15 protein-coding genes are annotated in these 18,234 nt (G+C 52.4%); 7 read left to right on the top strand and 8 right to left on the bottom strand.

All coding sequences use genetic code 11. From position 1 onward, the window contains the following. Positions 1-31: 31 nt before the first annotated feature. Positions 32-793, bottom strand: a complete 762-nt coding sequence (locus TH25_RS10595; RefSeq protein WP_114088394.1) for an SDR family NAD(P)-dependent oxidoreductase — start codon at positions 791-793, stop codon at positions 32-34. A gap of 235 nt (positions 794-1,028) precedes the next feature. Here TH25_RS10595 and xylF point away from each other — a divergent pair, with 235 nt between their 5' ends. From xylF to TH25_RS10575, 4 genes are all read left to right on the top strand, one after another. After that, positions 1,029-2,060 (top strand): D-xylose ABC transporter substrate-binding protein, encoded by a 1,032-nt coding sequence (gene xylF, locus TH25_RS10590; RefSeq protein WP_114088393.1) that lies wholly within the window; start codon positions 1,029-1,031, stop codon positions 2,058-2,060. Positions 2,061-2,142: 82 nt separating this feature from the next. Next, entirely contained in the window at positions 2,143-3,408 is a 1,266-nt protein-coding gene (locus tag TH25_RS10585; RefSeq protein WP_258549112.1) for a sugar ABC transporter permease, read from the top strand. A 12-nt stretch (positions 3,409-3,420) separates the two neighbouring features. Continuing rightward, the gene (locus tag TH25_RS10580; protein ID WP_114088392.1) at positions 3,421-4,230 is read left to right on the top strand and encodes an ATP-binding cassette domain-containing protein; all 810 of its coding nucleotides are present in this window, start codon (positions 3,421-3,423) and stop codon (positions 4,228-4,230) included. Between the two features lie 229 nt (positions 4,231-4,459). Continuing rightward, a complete protein-coding gene (locus TH25_RS10575) occupies positions 4,460-5,764 on the top strand; it encodes an ROK family transcriptional regulator (RefSeq protein ID WP_114088391.1) in 1,305 nt (434 codons plus the stop codon). A 54-nt stretch (positions 5,765-5,818) separates the two neighbouring features. Here the strand turns inward: TH25_RS10575 and TH25_RS10570 are convergent, their stop codons facing one another. Then, complete coding sequence (locus TH25_RS10570) at positions 5,819-6,208, bottom strand: DUF983 domain-containing protein (RefSeq protein ID WP_114088390.1); 390 nt, start codon at positions 6,206-6,208, stop codon at positions 5,819-5,821. Positions 6,209-6,465: 257 nt separating this feature from the next. On the opposite strand from TH25_RS10570, the gene TH25_RS10565 reads away from it, so the two are divergent. Further along, complete coding sequence (locus TH25_RS10565; RefSeq protein ID WP_114088389.1) at positions 6,466-7,845, top strand: aminotransferase-like domain-containing protein; 1,380 nt, start codon at positions 6,466-6,468, stop codon at positions 7,843-7,845. A gap of 95 nt (positions 7,846-7,940) precedes the next feature. Here the strand turns inward: TH25_RS10565 and TH25_RS10560 are convergent, their stop codons facing one another. Both TH25_RS10560 and TH25_RS10555 read right to left on the bottom strand, forming a co-directional pair. After that, the gene (locus TH25_RS10560; protein WP_114088423.1) at positions 7,941-8,903 is read right to left on the bottom strand and encodes a threonine/serine dehydratase family protein; all 963 of its coding nucleotides are present in this window, start codon (positions 8,901-8,903) and stop codon (positions 7,941-7,943) included. Positions 8,904-8,908: 5 nt separating this feature from the next. Continuing rightward, complete coding sequence (locus tag TH25_RS10555; protein ID WP_114088388.1) at positions 8,909-9,901, bottom strand: ornithine cyclodeaminase family protein; 993 nt, start codon at positions 9,899-9,901, stop codon at positions 8,909-8,911. A gap of 570 nt (positions 9,902-10,471) precedes the next feature. On the opposite strand from TH25_RS10555, the gene katG reads away from it, so the two are divergent. Continuing rightward, positions 10,472-12,655, top strand: coding sequence for a catalase/peroxidase HPI (gene katG, locus TH25_RS10545; protein ID WP_114088386.1), 2,184 nt, complete (start codon positions 10,472-10,474; stop codon positions 12,653-12,655). Positions 12,656-12,755: 100 nt separating this feature from the next. On the opposite strand, the gene TH25_RS10540 is transcribed toward katG, so the two are convergent. Next, positions 12,756-14,384 carry a hypothetical protein gene (locus TH25_RS10540; protein ID WP_114088385.1) on the bottom strand — a complete coding sequence of 543 codons (1,629 nt, stop codon included), beginning with the start codon at positions 14,382-14,384 and terminating at the stop codon, positions 12,756-12,758. A 298-nt stretch (positions 14,385-14,682) separates the two neighbouring features. Between TH25_RS10540 and TH25_RS10535 the strand changes: the two genes are divergently transcribed. After that, complete coding sequence (locus TH25_RS10535) at positions 14,683-15,243, top strand: DUF6653 family protein (protein WP_220151387.1); 561 nt, start codon at positions 14,683-14,685, stop codon at positions 15,241-15,243. Positions 15,244-15,264: 21 nt separating this feature from the next. On the opposite strand, the gene TH25_RS10530 is transcribed toward TH25_RS10535, so the two are convergent. The 3 genes from TH25_RS10530 to TH25_RS10520 are packed head-to-tail and all read right to left on the bottom strand — an operon-like array spanning position 15,265 to position 18,232. Next, positions 15,265-16,041, bottom strand: a complete 777-nt coding sequence (locus tag TH25_RS10530) for an ABC transporter ATP-binding protein (protein ID WP_114088384.1) — start codon at positions 16,039-16,041, stop codon at positions 15,265-15,267. Continuing rightward, positions 16,035-17,102, bottom strand: a complete 1,068-nt coding sequence (locus TH25_RS10525) for a FecCD family ABC transporter permease (protein WP_114088383.1) — start codon at positions 17,100-17,102, stop codon at positions 16,035-16,037. The genes TH25_RS10530 and TH25_RS10525 overlap by 7 nt, the downstream gene beginning before the upstream one ends. Next, on the bottom strand, positions 17,099-18,232 hold the full coding sequence (locus TH25_RS10520; protein WP_114088382.1) for an ABC transporter substrate-binding protein: 1,134 nt from the start codon (positions 18,230-18,232) through the stop codon (positions 17,099-17,101). The genes TH25_RS10525 and TH25_RS10520 overlap by 4 nt, the downstream gene beginning before the upstream one ends. Between the last annotated feature and the right edge of the window lie 2 nt (positions 18,233-18,234).

Here is an 18,234-nt window from a genome sequence, read left to right as displayed (position 1 = left end):
TGATGACAAAGAATGCTGCTAGCAGACAGTCTTATACCAGCCCGCCATCGACGATAAAGCTTTGTGATGAACAGGCCGAGGATACATCGGAGGCCAGAAACAGCACCATCTGCGCCACATCATCGCCAACCAGTCGACGTTTAACGCATTGCTGTTGCTGAATGCGGGCTTCATCCTCGGCGGTGATCCACAAATCCAGCTGGCGCTGGGTGATGATACAGCCGGGAATAACGGTATTGACACGAATACCATTTGCCCCCCAGTCACGTGCCAGGGCACGGGTCATGCCAATAATGCCCGCCTTTGCGGTTTCATAGGCAACCAGATCAGGCAGCCCCATTAAAAAGCTGACCGAACTGAAATTGATGATGCTGCCGCACCCCCGATCCGCCATTGCCGGGGCAACCGCGCGGGCACAAAAAAACTGGTGCGACAGGTTCACATCAAGCTTCTCGCGCCATTCATCCGGCCCGGTTTCGGCGGGTGAATGCCGGTCATCGCGGGCGGCATTGTTAACCAGCACATCAATCGTCCCAATCTTGTCGGCCATTTTGGCAATGGCATCGGGAATGGCCGACTGATTGCGAAGGTCCAGCGACGCAAAAACCGGGCGAACCGAGTGTTGTTTTTCAATATCATCGCACAGGTGCCTGGCAGCAGAATCGTCAATATCAAAAAAGCCGACCTTCGCCCCCTGGGCACAAAATGACCGCACAATGGCAGCCCCGATCCCCGATGCGCCGCCGGTTACAAGAACCGATTTATCGTTCAAATCATGATAGGTGGCTGGCATGACGTTTCCTGTTGTTCGTTTATTTTTCTACATAAATTAAATACTGCACCGCAACATGCGTAAGCGGCGAAAGGTTCAATTAAAAGTTACGCATCATGGCGCCATAAACCGTATTATTGTTATTTTTTAATTTTGAACCTAAAAAAAATTTGACAGGCGTGACGCAACCCGTCAACATTTTTTCAATAACAAAAATAAATGTCGTCCAAGGCAATTTTATTCAGGGAAGAAACAGATGAAAAAGCTCCTCTCCTCCGTCGCCCTTGCCGGTGCGGTGATGTTATCGACGCATGCCTTTGCCGCCGATCTGATTGTCGGGGTCAGCTGGTCCAATTTTCAGGAAGAACGCTGGAAAACCGACGAAGCCGCCATTGTTGCGGCCCTGAAGGCTGCCGGGGCGGATTATATCAGTGCCGATGCCCAAAGCTCGCCCAGCAAACAGCTAAGCGACATTGAAAGCCTGATTTCGCGCGGCGCGGATGCCCTGATTGTGCTGGCACAGGATTCCGCCTCGATCGGGGCGGCTGTCAACCAGGCAATTAACGAAGGCATTCCAGTTGTCGGTTATGACCGCCTGATTGAAAACCCCAACGCCTATTATATCACCTTTAACAACAAGGAAGTCGGGCGTTTGCAGGCCGAGGCGGTTTTTGCAAAGCAACCCACGGGGAACTACGTTTTTATCAAGGGCGCACCGACCGACCCGAATGCCGATATTCTGCATCAGGGGCAGCTTGAGGTTTTGCAGTCCGCCATTGATAGCGGCGACATCAAGGTCGTTGGCGAGGCCTATACCGAAAGCTGGCAACCTGCCATTGCCCAGCGCAATATGGAACAGTTCCTGACCGCAGCGGACAACAAGGTGGATGCCGTTGTGGCCTCCAATGACGGTACCGCTGGCGGGGCAATTGCCGCCCTTGCCGCACAGGGCATGCAGGGCATTCCGGTTTCAGGCCAGGATGGCGACCATGCCGCGCTGAACCGTGTTGCCCTTGGTACGCAAACCGTGTCGGTCTGGAAGGATGCCCGCGAGCTGGGCAAAAAGGCAGCCGAAATCGCGGTAGAGCTGGCAAAGGGCACCAAACTGGATGACGTCGATGGCACCCAGGACTGGACCAGCCCGAATGGCACGGTCATGAAATCCTATTTCCTGAAGCCGGTTGCCATTACGCAGGATAACCTGAATGTCGTGATTGATGCGGGCTGGGTCAGCAAGGATGTGGTGTGCAAAGGGGTTGAAAGCGGCAAGGTTGCGGCCTGCAACTAAGCCTTTTGTTTTTTCCGATCTTGCGAAACCACGGGGCCGGTCTGGAAACCAAACCGGCCCCGCTGCCTGACGAGCATATCAAATGACACAGCTTTTCGCCAAAATGGAAATAGACCGCCGCCTGGTGGGTCTGGCAGCAGTATTGCTGATTATCTGGATTGGCTTTGACATCGCTTCTGGCGGGCGTTTTATCACCCCGCGCAATATTTTTAACCTGTCGGTCCAGACCGCATCGGTCGCGGTAATGGCCTGCGGCATGGTCCTGATCATTGTGACACGCCATATTGATCTGTCTGTCGGCTCCATTCTGGGGGTGCTGGCGATGATCATGGGGGTGATCCAGGCTGATATTTTACCGCAGTTTCTGGGCTATAATCATCCGATGACCTGGATCATCACCCTGATGGCCGGTCTGGCAATTGGCGCCCTGATTGGCGGGATCCAGGGCGTTGCCGTGGGGTATCTGGGTGTGCCTGCCTTTATTGTCACGCTGGGCGGCCTTTTGGTATGGCGCGGGGCGGCCTGGTGGGTGACACAGGGCCGCACTGTTGCGCCGCTGGATGCCAATTTCATGCTGATGGGCGGCGGGATTCATGGCACGATTGGCGCGACCTGGAGCTGGATTGTCGCGGCCATTGCCATTTGCGCCATTATTTACAATGCGCTCATCAGCCGACGGCGCAGACTGGCGTTTGAATTTCCCGTTAAACCGGTTTGGGCAGAATGGACCAATGTGTGCCTGATGGCGGGCCTGGTGCTTGCGGGTATTGGCACATTAAATGCCTATATGCTGCCCAGCCGCGCGGCAGAGAAAATTCTGGAAAACCGGGGTATACCCGTTACGCCGGAAAATCTTGAAATTTCGCATGGCATTGCCATTCCCCTGCTGATTGTGGCCCTGGTGGCGATTGTTTTGACCATTGTGGCAAAACGCACCCGGTTTGGGCGCTATGTTTTTGCCATTGGTGGCAATCCGCAGGCGGCAGAACTGGCCGGAATTAACGTCAAACGCATGACCGTGGCCGTTTTTGCCCTGATGGGGGTTTTATGCGCCATCAGTGCGGCCATTTCCTCGGCGCGTTTGCAATCGGCAGGCAATGACCTTGGCACCCTTGATGAACTTCGCGTGATTGCGGCTGTGGTGATTGGCGGAACCTCGCTTGCCGGGGGGCTTGGCACCATTTATGGCGCATTGATCGGGGCGCTGGTGATGCAAAGCCTGCAAAGCGGCATGGCCCTTTTGGGGGTCGATACATCCCTGCAAAGTATCGTTATTGGCCTTGTGCTGGTTCTTGCCGTGTTTAGCGACAAATATTTCCACCGTCGTTACAGCGACCCGAGCGCATAAAGGAGACCGGAAATGTCAAATAGCAATGCCGGTAAAAATCCGCTGGTTGAAATGCGCGATATTCACCTTAGCTTTGGCGGGATCAAGGCGGTTGATGGCGTGTCGATTGACCTCTATCCCGGCGAAGTCGTCGGGGTGCTGGGCCATAACGGGGCCGGAAAATCAACCCTGATCAAGATTTTGGCCGGAGCCTATACGCCGGATAGCGGCGAGATCATTGTTGATGGGCGTGCTGCAAAAATTGAAAATGCCCGCGATGCGCGCGACAACAAAATTGAAACCATCTATCAGAACTTGGCCCTGGCCGATAATCTGGATGCGGCGCAAAACCTGTTTTTGGGACGCGAAATTGTCAGTAAAACCGGGTTTCTGGATGATGTGGCGATGGAGCACAAGGCCCGCGAAGTGCTGCATCGGCTGAACCCGAATTTCAAAAAATTCAATGCCCCGGTGGCGGCCTTGTCAGGCGGGCAAAGACAGTCCGTTGCCATTGCCCGCGCCCTGTTATTCGAGGCACGGATCCTGATCATGGACGAACCCTGTGCCGCGCTTGGGGTGCAGGAAACCCGCATGGTGGGCGAACTGATTGACCAGCTTAAAAAGGACGGGCTGGGCATTTTGCTCATCAGTCACGATTTGCACGATGTTTTTGATTTGTCCGACCGCTTGCATGTGATGAAAAACGGTCAACTGGTGGGGACGGTCCGCACAGAGGATGTTAATCATGATGATGTGCTGGGCATGATCATTCTGGGCAAAATGCCCGACCATCTGATTCATCTGGCCGGTCCTGGCGCAACCAATGTTCCGGCCCCGGCCTGATTTTTGGTTGTGCCGCACACACCGGGGTTACGGGGCGGCGATGGCGCCGGTTTTAATGCCGCCCGCCCAGGCCCTGCCGGTTTTTCAAATTCGATGGCGGGTATTTGTGCCAATTGCCAAATGGCCCGCGCATATATAACAATCGTCGTGACGGGATCATCCTGTCTCAAACCGGTTTTCGGACCCGAACCACCCTACTGCCTTGTTTCCTCAGTTTACAGGCCCCTGCATGCGCCGTCGCCCGACCTCCGATCTTCCGCGCCAGCCCTCCCAGATTGCCATTTTGCGATATTTAAGGCTGCATGGCCCGGTTGCGCGTATTGATATTGGCACTGCCACCGGGTTAAGCCCGGCCTCCGTTACCTCGCTTACGGCCGGGCTGATTGCGCAGGGTCTGGTACAGGAAATTCAACCCGGCCCCGGCCCTCATGACGGGTCAAATGGCGGATCAAATAGTGCACCGGATCCTCATGGCGGCATGACCGGGGCGGCATCCGGGGCCGGCAACGGGCGCGGACGACCAAAAGTGCTGCTCGATCTGGTGCCAACGGCGGCTTATGTCATTGGCATCAAGATAACCATCAATCTGATTGAAATTGCCCTGGGAAATTTCAAAGGGGAAATCGAGCGCATAAGCGAACACCGCATTCAGACCCGCGACCTTGATGCACAATCGCTGATTACAACATTATGCGCCCTGATTGACCGGTTCATCGCGGCGAATGATGATGTCATCACGCAAAACCCGGCGGGAATCAGCATCGCCTTGCAAGGGGTGGCCGATAATAATAGCGGCGAAATCATGTGGTCCCCGGCCCTGCGCCATCGCCAGATCGCGGTGACGGAACCCTTGCGCGCCCGCTATGGCGGGCTGGTGATGATGTCAAACGATGCCAATTGCATTGCCACGGCGATTACACAAAATACCGCCCTGCATCAGGGTGGCGATTTTGCCGTGATCATGCTGGGCTATGGCATTGGCATGGGGCTGGTTTTAAACGGCACGGTGTATAATGGTCCGTTTGGGGCGGCTGCCGAATTTGGCCATATGAAATATCAGCCCGACGGGCCGTTGTGCAATTGTGGCAAGCGCGGCTGTCTTGAGGCCCATATCGGCGATTATGCCATCCTGCGCGATGCCAGTGCGCTGACTGATACCCCCGATAGCGACGCGATCACCAACCAGTTGCATCCCAGCGAAAAACAGATGATGGCGCTGGTGGACAAGGCCCGGGACGGTAACGAGGACTTTGCCGATCTGTTTCGCCATGCCGGAAAGGTGCTGGGATATGGCATTGCCAATCTGATTGCCCTGTTGGGCCCGGAACGGATTTTTATCACCGGCTCTGGCGCGCGTGCCTTTGACCTGATGGAACCCGAACTTTATCGCAGCCTGAAGGATGCCCAGGTGCCGGAATTGCGACGTGGCCCGCAAATCGTGCATTTACCCTGGGACAAGGACATCGCCATCCAGGGGGCCATCGGGCAGTGCCTGCTGCGTTATGACGAAACCATGTTTATCGCGCAATCCTGATACAGTCCGTATGTAAAACATGAATATATCTTCATAAATATTTGATTTATAAAATTATTTTTCAAGCCCATCATCAAGTTTACCTTCTGCCGCCTTGAAATAATACTGGCTGGCAACCAGCCACCCCTTGAGCGGGCGGAGCGGCGGAATGCAGGTCAGCAGCAGGAAAGGCAATGTTGTCAGCAGATGCACCCAATAGGGTGCCTGATAGGCAAGCTCGATCCAAAGACCCATGATCAGCGATGGAATGCAGGCAAAACAGATGACGAAAAATGCCGGTCCATCCGCCGGATCGGCAAAGGAAAAATCGAGATCGCAATAATCGCATTTATCGGCAATTTTCAAAAATCCGGAAAACAAATGCCCCTGCCCGCAGCGGGGACAGCGCCCGCGAATGCCAACGCCAACCGGGCGCAAGGGCGGCCATTCATCATCATTTAGCATTGTTTTTCCTCCGAACCGCGTTTATTGTATGGATATTGTATGGCTTTATGATAAAGCCACGAATCATCCAGTGATCCTGAATTGCTTTATCTGATTTACAAGAATATATCATAAAATTCAGCCTGTTATGAACACACTTGAATCATATCTTCGAACTGATTTTGCAATCATAAGTAGGCATAGCACAAACAAGTCTGTTGGTGTATGCCTTTTTGTCACAATGCAAACATGCAATATATCCATACAATGAGGGGCATATGTGGAATCCGTGGGTCAAGGAAAATGCCCGTCTCAAATATCTCGGCATTGTTGATGCGCTGGAGGAAGATATTAACAATGGTCTGGTGGCGCAGGGCGAACGCCTGCCCGCGCAACGGGTCATTGCCAAAGCGATCGGGGTGGATTTGACCACGGTGACGCGCGCCTTTAACGAAGCGCGCAAACGCCATTTGGTGGAGGCAAGCCCGGGACGGGGGACCTTTATTCGCAAGGGCGTTGAAGTTACCGGGGTGGTCAATGACCGGTTGCCGCTGATTGACATGAGCATGAATACCCCGCCCCAGCTTGCGCATATGAATTTCCGTCGCCTGTTCGCACAGGGGATGTCCGACATTTTATCCAGCAAAACCGGGTTGCTTAACCTGCAATATCAGGAAAGCCGGGGCGCGGAATTTGACCGCGATGTCGCAGCCGACTGGCTGTCATCGCGCCTTGGCACCGTTGCACCGGAATGTGTTTTGCTCGCAGCAGGGGCGCAAAGCGGGCTTTACGCGCTCTGCGATCTTTTAATGAAACGCGGCGATGTTCTGGCAGCAGGAAATTTGACATATCCTGGTATAAAGGCCGTGGCACAGCAAAGGGGGCTGCAGCTGGCGGGCCTGGCGATGGATGACTATGGCATTATTCCCGATGCGTTTGAAAAAACCTGTGCCGAGGATCATCCCAAGGCGATTTATCTGGTCCCCAATATCGACAACCCGACAACCGCCACCTTGCCGCTGGAGCGCCGTGCGGCCATTGCCCGGATCGCGCGGAAATATCACGTCGCCATTATCGAAGACGACCCCTATTGGCCGTTACGAAATGATAAAAACAATCGCGCCTTTGCCAGCCTTGCCGGGGATATCACCTGGCATATTGCCACCCTGTCAAAATGCGCCAGCCCGGCCCTTCGGGTGGCCTATATTGTCGCGCCCGACCCCGCACAGGCGCAAAGGCTGGCCGCAATCCTGCGCACAACCATTTTAATGGCCCCTTCATTGATGGCGGCACTGGCAAGCCGCTGGATCGTTGAAGGGGTGTTACAGGATTTGACGGCCGCGATTATTGCCGAAAACACCGCCCGCCAGGCCCTTGCCAGAAGCGAACTAGGCCGGCCTTTTCATGCCAGCCCGAATGGGCATCACATCTGGCTGGAATTGCCGGCCCATTGGTCGGCCGACAGTTTTGCCCGACAGGCCGAAATGGCAGGTGTTGCCGTGGTACCGGCATCGGCCTTTGCCATCGGGCGGGGCACGGCCAATGCAGTGCGGATTTCGCTAGGTGTTAGCCCCGACCGTGAAACCCTTACGGGTGGCCTGCGCCGATTGGCCGAAATTCATGATCCCGATATGCCCTCTGCCAGGACTATCGTTTAAACAACAGGGTTTAGAAAACAGGTGTCATTCTCCGTGCCATCCCCCCTGCATCGGCCAGGGGGGGATGGCATTATATGACGAACCATCATGCGATTTTATGTGTAAATTTCGGCAAGATCGGCGAGGTCCCAGTTTCCGCCTGACAGAATGGCGCACACCTTTTCATCAGGTCGAACCGTAACATTGCCCGCCAGCAAGGCCCCGACACCGATGGATGCGGCGGGTTCCGCGATCAGTTTTGCGTCTTTGGCAAGGCTTCGCATCCCGGCAATAATATGTTCGTCTTCAACAAGAATGATTTCATCAACATATTTTTCAATAATGGGAAACGGGTTCTGGCCGGGAACGCTGATCCGCAGGCCATCAGCGATTGTATTTTTCAGCGGCAAGGACGTCCGTTTTTTGTTCAAACGGCTTTGATAATATTTTGGCGTCAAGGCTGGTTCCACACCGATCACGCGAATGGAGGGTTTGGTCTCTTTGAGCGCGGTTGCCACACCGGAAATCAGCCCGCCGCCCCCAACAGGCACAAGAACCGTATCAATGTCGGGCATATCCTCCAGGATTTCGCAGCCCATTGTCCCCTGGCCTGCCATCACCCGCGGGTCTTCAAAGGCATGAATGGGGGCGTATTTGTTTTCTTCGGCGATTTCATACACCCTTTTCCAGCGGGCAGCCGTATCACCATCGAAAAGAATGACGTCAGCCCCAAGCGCCTTTGTATTTTCGATTTTGATCTTTGGTGTTGTCACCGGCAGCACCAAAATCGCTTTTACACCCAGCATCCTGGCTGCATATGCCAGCCCTTGCGCGTGATTGCCCGACGAGGTGGCAATAATACCGTTTGCGATTTCGTCTCTGGGCAATGACAGCGCCGTATTCAGGGCGCCGCGAATTTTAAACGCGCCGGTGATTTGCAATGTCTCCGGCTTGAGATAAAGCTGACAGCCAACCTGACGCTCGATTTTATCGGCATGCAAAAGCGGTGTATGCCGAATATGAGGCTTCAGTCGCGCTCGTGCTTCGTGAATGTCCTGAAGGGTTGGGTAATTGCGCATGACCATTACTCGAAAAAGGTAAAAAAGGAGCCGATATTTCTGTTTATCGCGTTCTGATAAATTCTGTTTGCCGTTGTATTGTCCTGTATGGCCATGCCGGTGGAATCAAAAAGAGTGATTTCATCTTCGCTCTCCCGCCCGGATTTGTGGCCCAGCAATATTTCGCCAATCTCGGCATGGATGCCGTCGCGGGTGATGATGTTGTGTTCAAGTGCGTGGCTGGTTTCGCCTTTTTCGCAGCATTGCGAAACGGAATCGACAACGGTTCTGGCGGTGCGAAAAATTTCCGGATCAAATTCCTGTTTACCCGGTGCATCCGTCCCGATGGCGACAATATGTGTGCCAGGTTTTACCCATGACGCGTCAATGACATCCCCCTTGCCCCGCGTCGTGGTCACAAGGATGTCTGCCTGTTCAACTGCATCCTTCTTGGACGTCGCAATGGTGACGTTAATCCCGAATTCCTGCTCGATTTCCGTCTTGAACTGCGTTCGTTTGTCGGGGGTGCGGCTCCAGGCGTGGATTTCGTCAATTTTCATGACTTCAACCAGGGCACGTATCTGCATCCGGGCCTGATTGCCCGTTCCGATGCAGCTTACGCTCCGGGAATTTTTGCGCGCCAGTGCGCGCGCCGAAACCGCCCCGGCGGCCCCGGTGCGCAGCCCGGTGATCAGGCTGCCATCCATAACGCAAATCAGGGTGCCGCTATTGCCGTCAAACAAAAGCACGGTACCCATACTGTTGGGAACATCATATTTTTGCGGATTATCGGTAAATCCGCCGGAATGCGCCTTCATCGAGATGATTTCATTCACCCTGGAATAACCAAGCTTGAAATCAATCTCGCCGCGATGATCAGGTAATGCGATACCGATATAACCCGGTTGTACAACCTGTTTGCTGCTAAATGTCTTATAGGCCTCTTCGACGGCTTCTATCACGTCAGGCATTTTGATCAATTGATCAACTTCGGTTTTTGTAAGCAGAAGTGTTTTCATCAAAATACCTTCCCATAACAATCGTTGCTGCCGGTTTGACGGCCAACTCCGCCGGGCACACTGACCCAAAAGAAGCTGCGAATTGGTAATCGTCACAGGAATTTTGCGCTCTCTATTCCCAATATTATGCCGAATGCGATGGCGTTTACCCAATTTATGACCACATTCAGTCCGTCGACAAAATTTGCCGACGAAAGTGAATAGCAAACCACATTATTGCCAGACTTCCCCACAACATGGAGGATCAGGGCTGACATCGGCTTTGGGTGATCAGCCATCAACATGCCGTGTTGAACGGTTCTGCCGCAACGCCAACAATTAATCGATAAAACCTATCAAAAAATAAAAAAATACCTATTTCCCCTATAATATCATTCCACGCTAAATTTTTCTTCAGCACAAACAGCACGACACACCCACCACAAGACGCCACAGGCAATCATCTAGGTTGAATATTGACTTGGACATAAACGTATTTCGCACATATTCTGGTTATCAGGCCATGCGTTTACAAAAGTCCTGATCAAGACAACAAGCGGCAAATATCTCAGCCAGCATACGGAGAGAGAAATGGACGGAAAAGCAGCAACAGGCAAATGCCCGGTCATGCACGGCGGTCAAACCGCGCTGGGCACCACAGTGATGGATTGGTGGCCCAATGCCCTGAATTTGGACATTCTGCATCAGCATGATGTGAAAACCAATCCGCTGGGTCAGGACTTTGACTATCACGAAGAACTGAAAAAGCTGGATGTCGAGGCCCTGAAAAATGACCTGCGCCAGTTGATGAAGGACAGCCAGGATTGGTGGCCGGCCGACTGGGGCAGCTATGTTGGCATGTTTGCCCGTGTCGCCTGGCATGCCGCCGGGTCCTATCGTCTGGCCGATGGCCGTGGTGGTGGCGGTACCGGCAACCAGCGTTTTGCCCCGCTCAATTCCTGGCCCGATAACGTCAATACGGACAAGGGCCGCCGTCTGCTGTGGCCGATCAAAAAGAAATATGGCAACAAAATCTCGTGGGCGGACCTGATCATTCTCTCGGGCACCATTGCCTATGAAGTGGCCGGTCTGAAAACCTTTGGTTTTGGCTTTGGCCGCAAAGACATCTGGCACCCGGAAAAGGACACCTACTGGGGTGCCGAAAAAGAATGGCTTGCGCCGAGCGATGGCCGTTATGACGATGTTTCCAAACCGGAAACAATGCAAAACCCGCTGGCAGCGGTTCAGATGGGCCTGATCTATGTGAATCCGGAAGGTGTTAACGGCCAGCCGGACCCGATGAAAACCGCCGCCCAGGTGCGTGAAACCTTTGCCCGCATGGCAATGGATGACGAAGAAACCGCCGCCCTGACCGCCGGTGGCCACACCATTGGCAAATGTCATGGCAATGGCGATGCCGCCAATCTGAGCCCCGAACCCGAGGCCGCCGATGTTACCGCGCAGGGCATGGGCTGGATGAACACCAAGGGGCGTGGCATTGGCCGTGATACCGTTGTATCCGGCATCGAAGGGGCCTGGAGCAAAAACCCGACCCAGTGGGATATGGGCTGGTTTGACCTGCTGTTCGGTTATGAGTGGGAGCTCAAGAAAAGCCCGGCAGGTGCCTGGCAGTGGATGCCGATCGACATTAAAGAAGAAGACATGCCGGTTGATGTCGAGGACCCGTCGATCCGTTGCATGCCGATCATGACCGATGCCGACATGGCAATGAAGGTTGACCCGACCTATAACGCCATTTGCCAGAAATTCATCAAGGATCCGGACTATTTCTCGGAAACATTTGCCCGTGCATGGTTCAAGCTGACCCACCGTGACATGGGCCCGAAAGCCCGCTATTTCGGCCCGGATGTGCCGAGCGAAGATCTGATCTGGCAGGATCCGATCCCGACGGTGGATTACACCCTGTCGGACAGCGAAATTGCCGATCTGAAGGCAAAGCTTCTCAATTCCGGGCTAACCAGTGCCGAACTGATCAATACTGCCTGGGATAGTGCACGCACCTATCGCGGGTCGGACATGCGCGGTGGTGCCAATGGGGCCCGTATTCGCCTCGCCCCGCAAAAGGACTGGGAAGGCAACGAACCGGACCGTCTGGCAAAGGTTCTGAAAACCCTGGAGGGTATTCAGGCTGGCCTGGACAAAAAGGTCTCGATTGCGGACCTGATCGTTCTTGGCGGGACGGCAGCGGTTGAAAAGGCCGCCCATGATGCGGGTGTGAAAATCACTGTCCCGTTTGCACCGGGTCGTGGCGATGCCACCGACGAAATGACCGATGCCGACAGCTTTGATGTTCTGGAACCGTTGGCAGATGGTTTCCGCAACTGGCTGAAGAAAGACTATGTTGTGTCGGCCGAGGAAATGCTGCTCGATCGTGCCCAGTTGATGGGCTTGACGGCACCGGAAATGACGGCTCTGGTTGGGGGTATGCGTGCCCTTGATACCAATTATGGCGGCACCAAACACGGTGTCTTTACCGACCGTCCGGGCACATTGACGAACGACTTTTTCGTTAATCTGACCGACATGGCCTATAGCTGGAAACCGGCAGGACAGAACCTTTATAACATCGTCGACCGTAAAACCGGCGATGCCAAATGGACCGCAACCCGTGTTGATCTGGTATTCGGATCAAATTCGATCCTGCGTTCCTATGCCGAGGTTTATGCCCAGGACGACAACCTTGAAAAATTCGTCAAGGATTTCGTTGCCGCCTGGACCAAGGTGATGAATGCAGACCGGTTTGATTTGCAGTAATCCGGCAACTGACTGAGATATAAAGCCATTTGGCTTGAACATTGGAACACTCCCGGTTTTGTGGCCGGGGGTGTTTTATTTAAAAATCCAGAACTTTCATTTAGTGATCAGAAACCGGCAAATGCTTACCGCAGTAACCAATTATTATCTTTTCTCTCGAATAATCCCAATAGAAGTGAACTCTAATAGTCTTGGAAACATCGTCAGATGTCCCGATTTTCAAATGCCGAAACATTTCCACATCTTCACCCAAATAATTAAATGTTCTATATCTCTTCAGCTTTAAATGACTCATAACCGTCTCAGATTCCTTAGCCGCGAACTCATTTTGCCCAAAAACTTTTCTCGCGGCTGCATCACCATTTTTAATTAACTCCTCTCGATAGTCAGTCACCAATCGCACAAGCATATCTAGTAATCTACGTCCATCTTTAAAGCGATTTGAATCTTGTGCACTTTTTGTCGCGCTTTCTAAAATTTCACAAACAGAAAAGTACTTAACACTTAAAGCATTGAGACATTCTTCAGGAGTTGGCTCATCTTTTCGACATGCAATATTAAATAATAAATCAATATCATGATTACTTGTCTTGTTTTTTCCATTGTTGTCAAGAAGGCCTTGCAATGACGATATTTGGAAATCTTTTTGTCGCACTTGATCCGAAAGATCTGATGCCTGATTTTGCGTCTCTGCCAATAAAATTTCGAGGTTCTTATTTTCCTCCACTATATCATTAAAATAATGTTCTTGCCGTTCGACTTGCTTGTAAACTTCATTAAGTTCAACCTTTAACTCTTCAGAATCCATACTGTTTACATGTAGCTGAGCATACTTTATCCTTGACCTAAACGCAGCCTGAATAACTCCTTCAAAACGAATTCGGTTCTTCAGTTTCTGTGCATTTGTATCATTAGTCACCCAGGCTAATATGCGCGAAACATAATCTTGCCTCTTCTCGCCCCAGCCCCTAATTTCATCGGCCAAAAAATATCTACCTTGAATAAAACCTCTGTTTCTAGGAGTGTGAATCACGTTTATGGCACCATGCCATGCAGACCATTTTTGACCAAGTTCTGCGCACATTTCGTAGCGATCATAATTTTCTGAAACTTTTATAACTTGGGCCAAGCCAATTAAAGAATTCTGCAGATAATCACAGTTCACCAGATATTCACCGTCTTGAGTCGGGCTTACCAAAACAATTGGATAATCTCTCTGTGATCTTTCTATTTCATATAAGAATGCACGATACGACGTCAAATCACCTTTTAACTCTTTTATTGAATCTCCTACTAACGATCCTAAAAAACTTGCATTATTTGCATTTTTTATATTGTTAAAAATATATGTAATGACGCGAGGCTTAGAGGCAATAACTGGTTTGGCAATGAGCGCACTTAATTCATCTGTTTTAAGAACACACGAGAACTCTAACCTATCTGAGGATATTTTTAGTCCTAGCTCTGTCTGCCATTGTCTGCCTTTGACATATTGGTCTTGAACGCTTAATTTCCAAAAAAACAGTTTCGGACTGTAGTCTGTGGCGGAGATAATCTTGAGATAACTTGATGATGAACCTTTTTGGCCGGGAAATTCACCAGTAGCGACCAATTGCTCAGGGTGCAGGCCGTATCCTAGCTGTTCTTTTATCCAGCCGCCTATGGCTTTTAAAACGCAGTACTCAGTATCTTGACCACTCATTATAAAGTGATTGGCATAAACTAGCATGTATTCCTCCCAACATTTTCCCATACCAGCATTCTACTCAGAAGAGATAAGGTCAACATCTTATTCCAATATCTCTCTAAGGCTAAGGAATCGATTGAAGTATCTTAAAAAAATCTCTATACTTGTACTATTTTATCATGGAAATTTAGATAAAGCACAATCAATCCCAAAGACGAATCAGAATATATGAGAAAATGATGATCCCATATCGATATTTCCGTTGATCTAAGGAGGCTGCATGCTACTAATGCGCAAATATTACAACAATATCAAAATCTTATTTTGAAGTGGTTATTAGTTGTCATCAAAATATAAAGCGTCACGCAAGGTGAAACTTGCCGAACGGGCCGAAAAGCTGATGGGCATGTCGCCGGAAATTTGGCAGCGTCATGCCAACCCCTGGAGTGGCTGGAGCCGCGTTGCCGCCCTGCCCCTGATCAGCCTTGCGCTTTGGTGCCGTATCTGGATTGGCGGCTGGGCGTTGCTGCCCTTTGCCATTGCCCTGTTGTGGTTATGGGTTAATCCCCGGCTGTTTCCACCCCCAAGCGATACACATAACTGGATGTCCCAGGGAGTGCTGGGGGAACGGGTCTGGCTGAACCGCCAGAAAGTCCCGATCCCGCAGCATCATCTTCGGATGGGGCATATCCTCAATACCGTTTCGGCCCTTGCCTGCATTCTCTGGCTTGCCGGGTTGGTCTGGCTGAATGTCTGGGCAACCCTGTTTGGCATGAGCATGATAATGCTGGCAAAGCTCTGGTTTGTGGATCGCATGGTGTGGCTTTATGCCGATATGCAGCCAAACCACCCTGAATATGCCGCCTGGATGAAACACCGGGGGCAAACAGCCCCTAACTAACTGCACGGCCCGTCCAGCATGTCAGACATATTCGTTTAAGGCCCCATCCACTATCACCCGTGTTTGCCCGGCACTGCAGGGTTCCAGCCGGGCGCGCACCTGATACACATCGTGCAGCAGGGCTTCGGTAATCACATCCTGTGTCGCCCCGCCGGCCACCAATGCGCCATTGGCAATGACCAATGTATGATCGGCGTATCGCAATACGTCATTAAGGTCATGCAGGGCCATCATGATCAGCATGTCGTGTTTTTTGGCAAGGCTGCGCATCAAGGCAAGGATCTGGTGACTGCGGCTAAGATCCAGGGCGGATGTCGGCTCGTCCAAAAGCAGTACTCTGGGATCACGCACCAGCGCCTGGGCAATGCTGACAAGCTGCATTTGCCCGCCGCTAAGCTCGCCCACCGGCCGGTTGGACAGATCGAGGATACCCAGCAAATTCAGGGTCTGGTCAACCGTTTCCATATCCTGCTGTGAAACATGCCAGTCACCACCCTGTTTTTTGGCCAGCAACACCGCCTCATAAACGCTTAAGGCAACGGAAACCATCGTATTTTGTGGCACATAACACATGCCGTCATGCGACGATCCCGGGCTTGTGTCATGATACTGATAGTCAACATGACCCTGCCCGTTAACCAGCCCGCAAATGCGTTTAAACAGCGTGGATTTCCCCGCCGCATTTGGCCCGACCACAGCAATGACGTCGCCGCCGCGAAACGGCCCGGCGGAAATGTTGGAAAGTACGGTTTTTTTACCCAGCCGCGCACCAATCTGGTCCAGTGTCAGAACTACCATAACTTTTTTGAATTCGTCAGAACAAGGGAAACAAAAAACGGAATACCCACCAGCGAGGTAACGATGCCAATGGGCAGGATTGCGCCCGAAATCAGGGTTTTGCTGGCAACGGAACTGGCCGACAGCAACAGGGCCCCGGCCAGGGCGGATGCGGGCAGGAAAAACCTCTGATCCTCGCCAATCATCAGCCGGGCAATATGCGGCCCCACCAGGCCAACAAAGCCGATGGTGCCGACAAAGGATACCGGAATGGCAGCCAGCAAACTGACCAGCAGCATGGTTTCCAGGCGCAACCGGCCGACACGAATGCCAAAACTGGCCGCCTTGTCATCGCCCATGCGCATGGCGGTCATGGCCCAGGCCCGGCGAATGAATACCGGCAGAACAATGACCAGAATGGCAGATACAACAAAAAACTTGGGCCAGGTTGCCTTGGTCAGGCTGCCCATTGTCCAGAACACAACGGCGGCCAACCCCTCGGACGAGGCCAGAAACTGCACCAGGGCCAACAGGGCGTTGAAGCTGAAAACCATTGCAATACCCAGCAATACGATGGTTTGGGTATTGGCGCCGCGTCGCATGCTGAGCATATGAATGACCAGTGCCGCCAGCATCGCCATGATAAAGGCATTGACCGGCACCATAATGGCAGCGGCAACCGGCAAAACCGTAATGCCAAAAGCCAGCACCAGCGATGCCCCAAACCCGGCAGCGGCCGAAATACCCAGGGTAAAGGGGCTTGCCAGCGGGTTGTTCAAAATGGTTTGCATCTGCGCCCCGGCAATCGCCAGGGCCGCGCCCACAACCACGGCCATTGCCGCGACCGGCAGGCGAATGTCGCGCACCACCACCGAAACCTGGTCCGTCACAGTGCCCGGCAAAAACAGGGCGCGCACCACATCGACCAACGGAATACTGGCCGGGCCAAGTGACAGATCAAAGCAGATGCTGACGAACAGGGCGGTGCCAAGACCGGCCAGCAAAAACAAACGACGACGGACAACATGCCGATAATGTTGTCCGCCGATCAGTTCCTGATTTTTAATGTGACGCAATTTCATGGTTTTGTCTTCAGGCTGGCAAAATATCCCGGTTGATAATCAATCGGCAAAAATTGTTCATGAAATTCTCGAAATGTCTCATCAGGATCAAGATCACCAAACAGCTCTGGATGGAACCATTTGGCAAATTGCTGAATGGCAACAAATTGATAGGGGCTGTTGTAAAACTGGTGCCAGACAGCATGAAACGCGCCGGTTTTTTGCGCGGCAATGCCCTGATAGGCCGGACGTGTGGGGTAAAATGCCAGTTTCTTTTGCACTTCGTCCATATCGGCCCCCGGCCCGACCGGCACCCATTTGCCCCCTGGCACATAGGCCTGCCAGTCCGCACTGGTGACAATCACCTGATCCGGGTTGGAGACAATCACCTGTTCGGCATTAAGCTGCCCGAATGTGCCTGGGAGGATGTCTTTGGCGATATTATCGCCTCCGGCCATTTCGACCATCGCGCCAAAATTGCCATAACCGAAGGTATGGCAGCAATCCTGGTAAAATCCGGCGGCACGATCAATAAACACCTTGGGGCGCGGCGGGTTGGCTTTCGCCAAGACATCCGTCACCCGGGCGATCTGGGCGCGGCGAAAATTGATAAAGGCCTCCGCACGTGCTTCCTGACCAAAAAGTTTACCCATCAGGCGCATGGAAGGTTCGGTATTATGTTCAGGATCATGCCGGAAATCGACATAGGCCACCGGGATGTTCAGGCTGGCGAGTTTCTCGACAAAGTTCGCCTCATCTACCGCCTTTTTGGTTTCGAAATTGAGAAAAACCACATCGGGTTTTTGGGCAATGGTTGTTTCAATATCAACCAGGCTTTGTTCCAGGCCGGAAAATGTCGGTATTTTGGCGAATGCGGGAAAGGCCTTTTCATATTCGTGATAGGTGCCCGGATCCGCCTCGATCAAATCATTGCGCCAGCCAACAATGCGTTTGGCCGGGTTTTCACGGTCCAGCATCGCGATGACATAAAGCTGGCGTCCCTCGCCCAGCACAACACGGTTAACCGGTGCATTTACCTGAAGTTTACGCCCGGCAACATCCGTAATCGTGATCAACTCAGCCCGAACAGGAGCCGTAAATGCCATCAATGCGGCGATTGTGATGGCAAAAATGCCTGCGATTTCACTCATTA

Origin of the sequence: Thalassospira profundimaris (genome assembly GCF_003326755.1) — a bacterium.
GTDB lineage: Bacteria > Pseudomonadota > Alphaproteobacteria > Rhodospirillales > Thalassospiraceae > Thalassospira > Thalassospira profundimaris_B.
The sequence above is the reverse complement of the archived record's forward strand: the minus strand, read 5'-3'. Positions and strand labels throughout refer to the sequence as shown.

What these genes read in the sequence shown, in the direction of transcription:
- TH25_RS10595 (WP_114088394.1), bottom strand. Translation starts at nt 793, where the DNA reads ATGCCAGCCACCTATCATGATTTGAACGATAAATCGGTTCTTGTAACC.
- xylF (WP_114088393.1), top strand. Translation starts at nt 1,029, where the DNA reads ATGAAAAAGCTCCTCTCCTCCGTCGCCCTTGCCGGTGCGGTGATGTTA.
- TH25_RS10585 (WP_258549112.1), top strand. Translation starts at nt 2,143, where the DNA reads ATGACACAGCTTTTCGCCAAAATGGAAATAGACCGCCGCCTGGTGGGT.
- TH25_RS10580 (WP_114088392.1), top strand. Translation starts at nt 3,421, where the DNA reads ATGTCAAATAGCAATGCCGGTAAAAATCCGCTGGTTGAAATGCGCGAT.
- TH25_RS10575 (WP_114088391.1), top strand. Translation starts at nt 4,460, where the DNA reads ATGCGCCGTCGCCCGACCTCCGATCTTCCGCGCCAGCCCTCCCAGATT.
- TH25_RS10570 (WP_114088390.1), bottom strand. Translation starts at nt 6,208, where the DNA reads ATGCTAAATGATGATGAATGGCCGCCCTTGCGCCCGGTTGGCGTTGGC.
- TH25_RS10565 (WP_114088389.1), top strand. Translation starts at nt 6,466, where the DNA reads ATGTGGAATCCGTGGGTCAAGGAAAATGCCCGTCTCAAATATCTCGGC.
- TH25_RS10560 (WP_114088423.1), bottom strand. Translation starts at nt 8,903, where the DNA reads ATGCGCAATTACCCAACCCTTCAGGACATTCACGAAGCACGAGCGCGA.
- TH25_RS10555 (WP_114088388.1), bottom strand. Translation starts at nt 9,901, where the DNA reads ATGAAAACACTTCTGCTTACAAAAACCGAAGTTGATCAATTGATCAAA.
- katG (WP_114088386.1), top strand. Translation starts at nt 10,472, where the DNA reads ATGGACGGAAAAGCAGCAACAGGCAAATGCCCGGTCATGCACGGCGGT.
- TH25_RS10540 (WP_114088385.1), bottom strand. Translation starts at nt 14,384, where the DNA reads ATGCTAGTTTATGCCAATCACTTTATAATGAGTGGTCAAGATACTGAG.
- TH25_RS10530 (WP_114088384.1), bottom strand. Translation starts at nt 16,041, where the DNA reads ATGGTAGTTCTGACACTGGACCAGATTGGTGCGCGGCTGGGTAAAAAA.
- TH25_RS10525 (WP_114088383.1), bottom strand. Translation starts at nt 17,102, where the DNA reads ATGAAATTGCGTCACATTAAAAATCAGGAACTGATCGGCGGACAACAT.
- TH25_RS10520 (WP_114088382.1), bottom strand. Translation starts at nt 18,232, where the DNA reads ATGAGTGAAATCGCAGGCATTTTTGCCATCACAATCGCCGCATTGATG.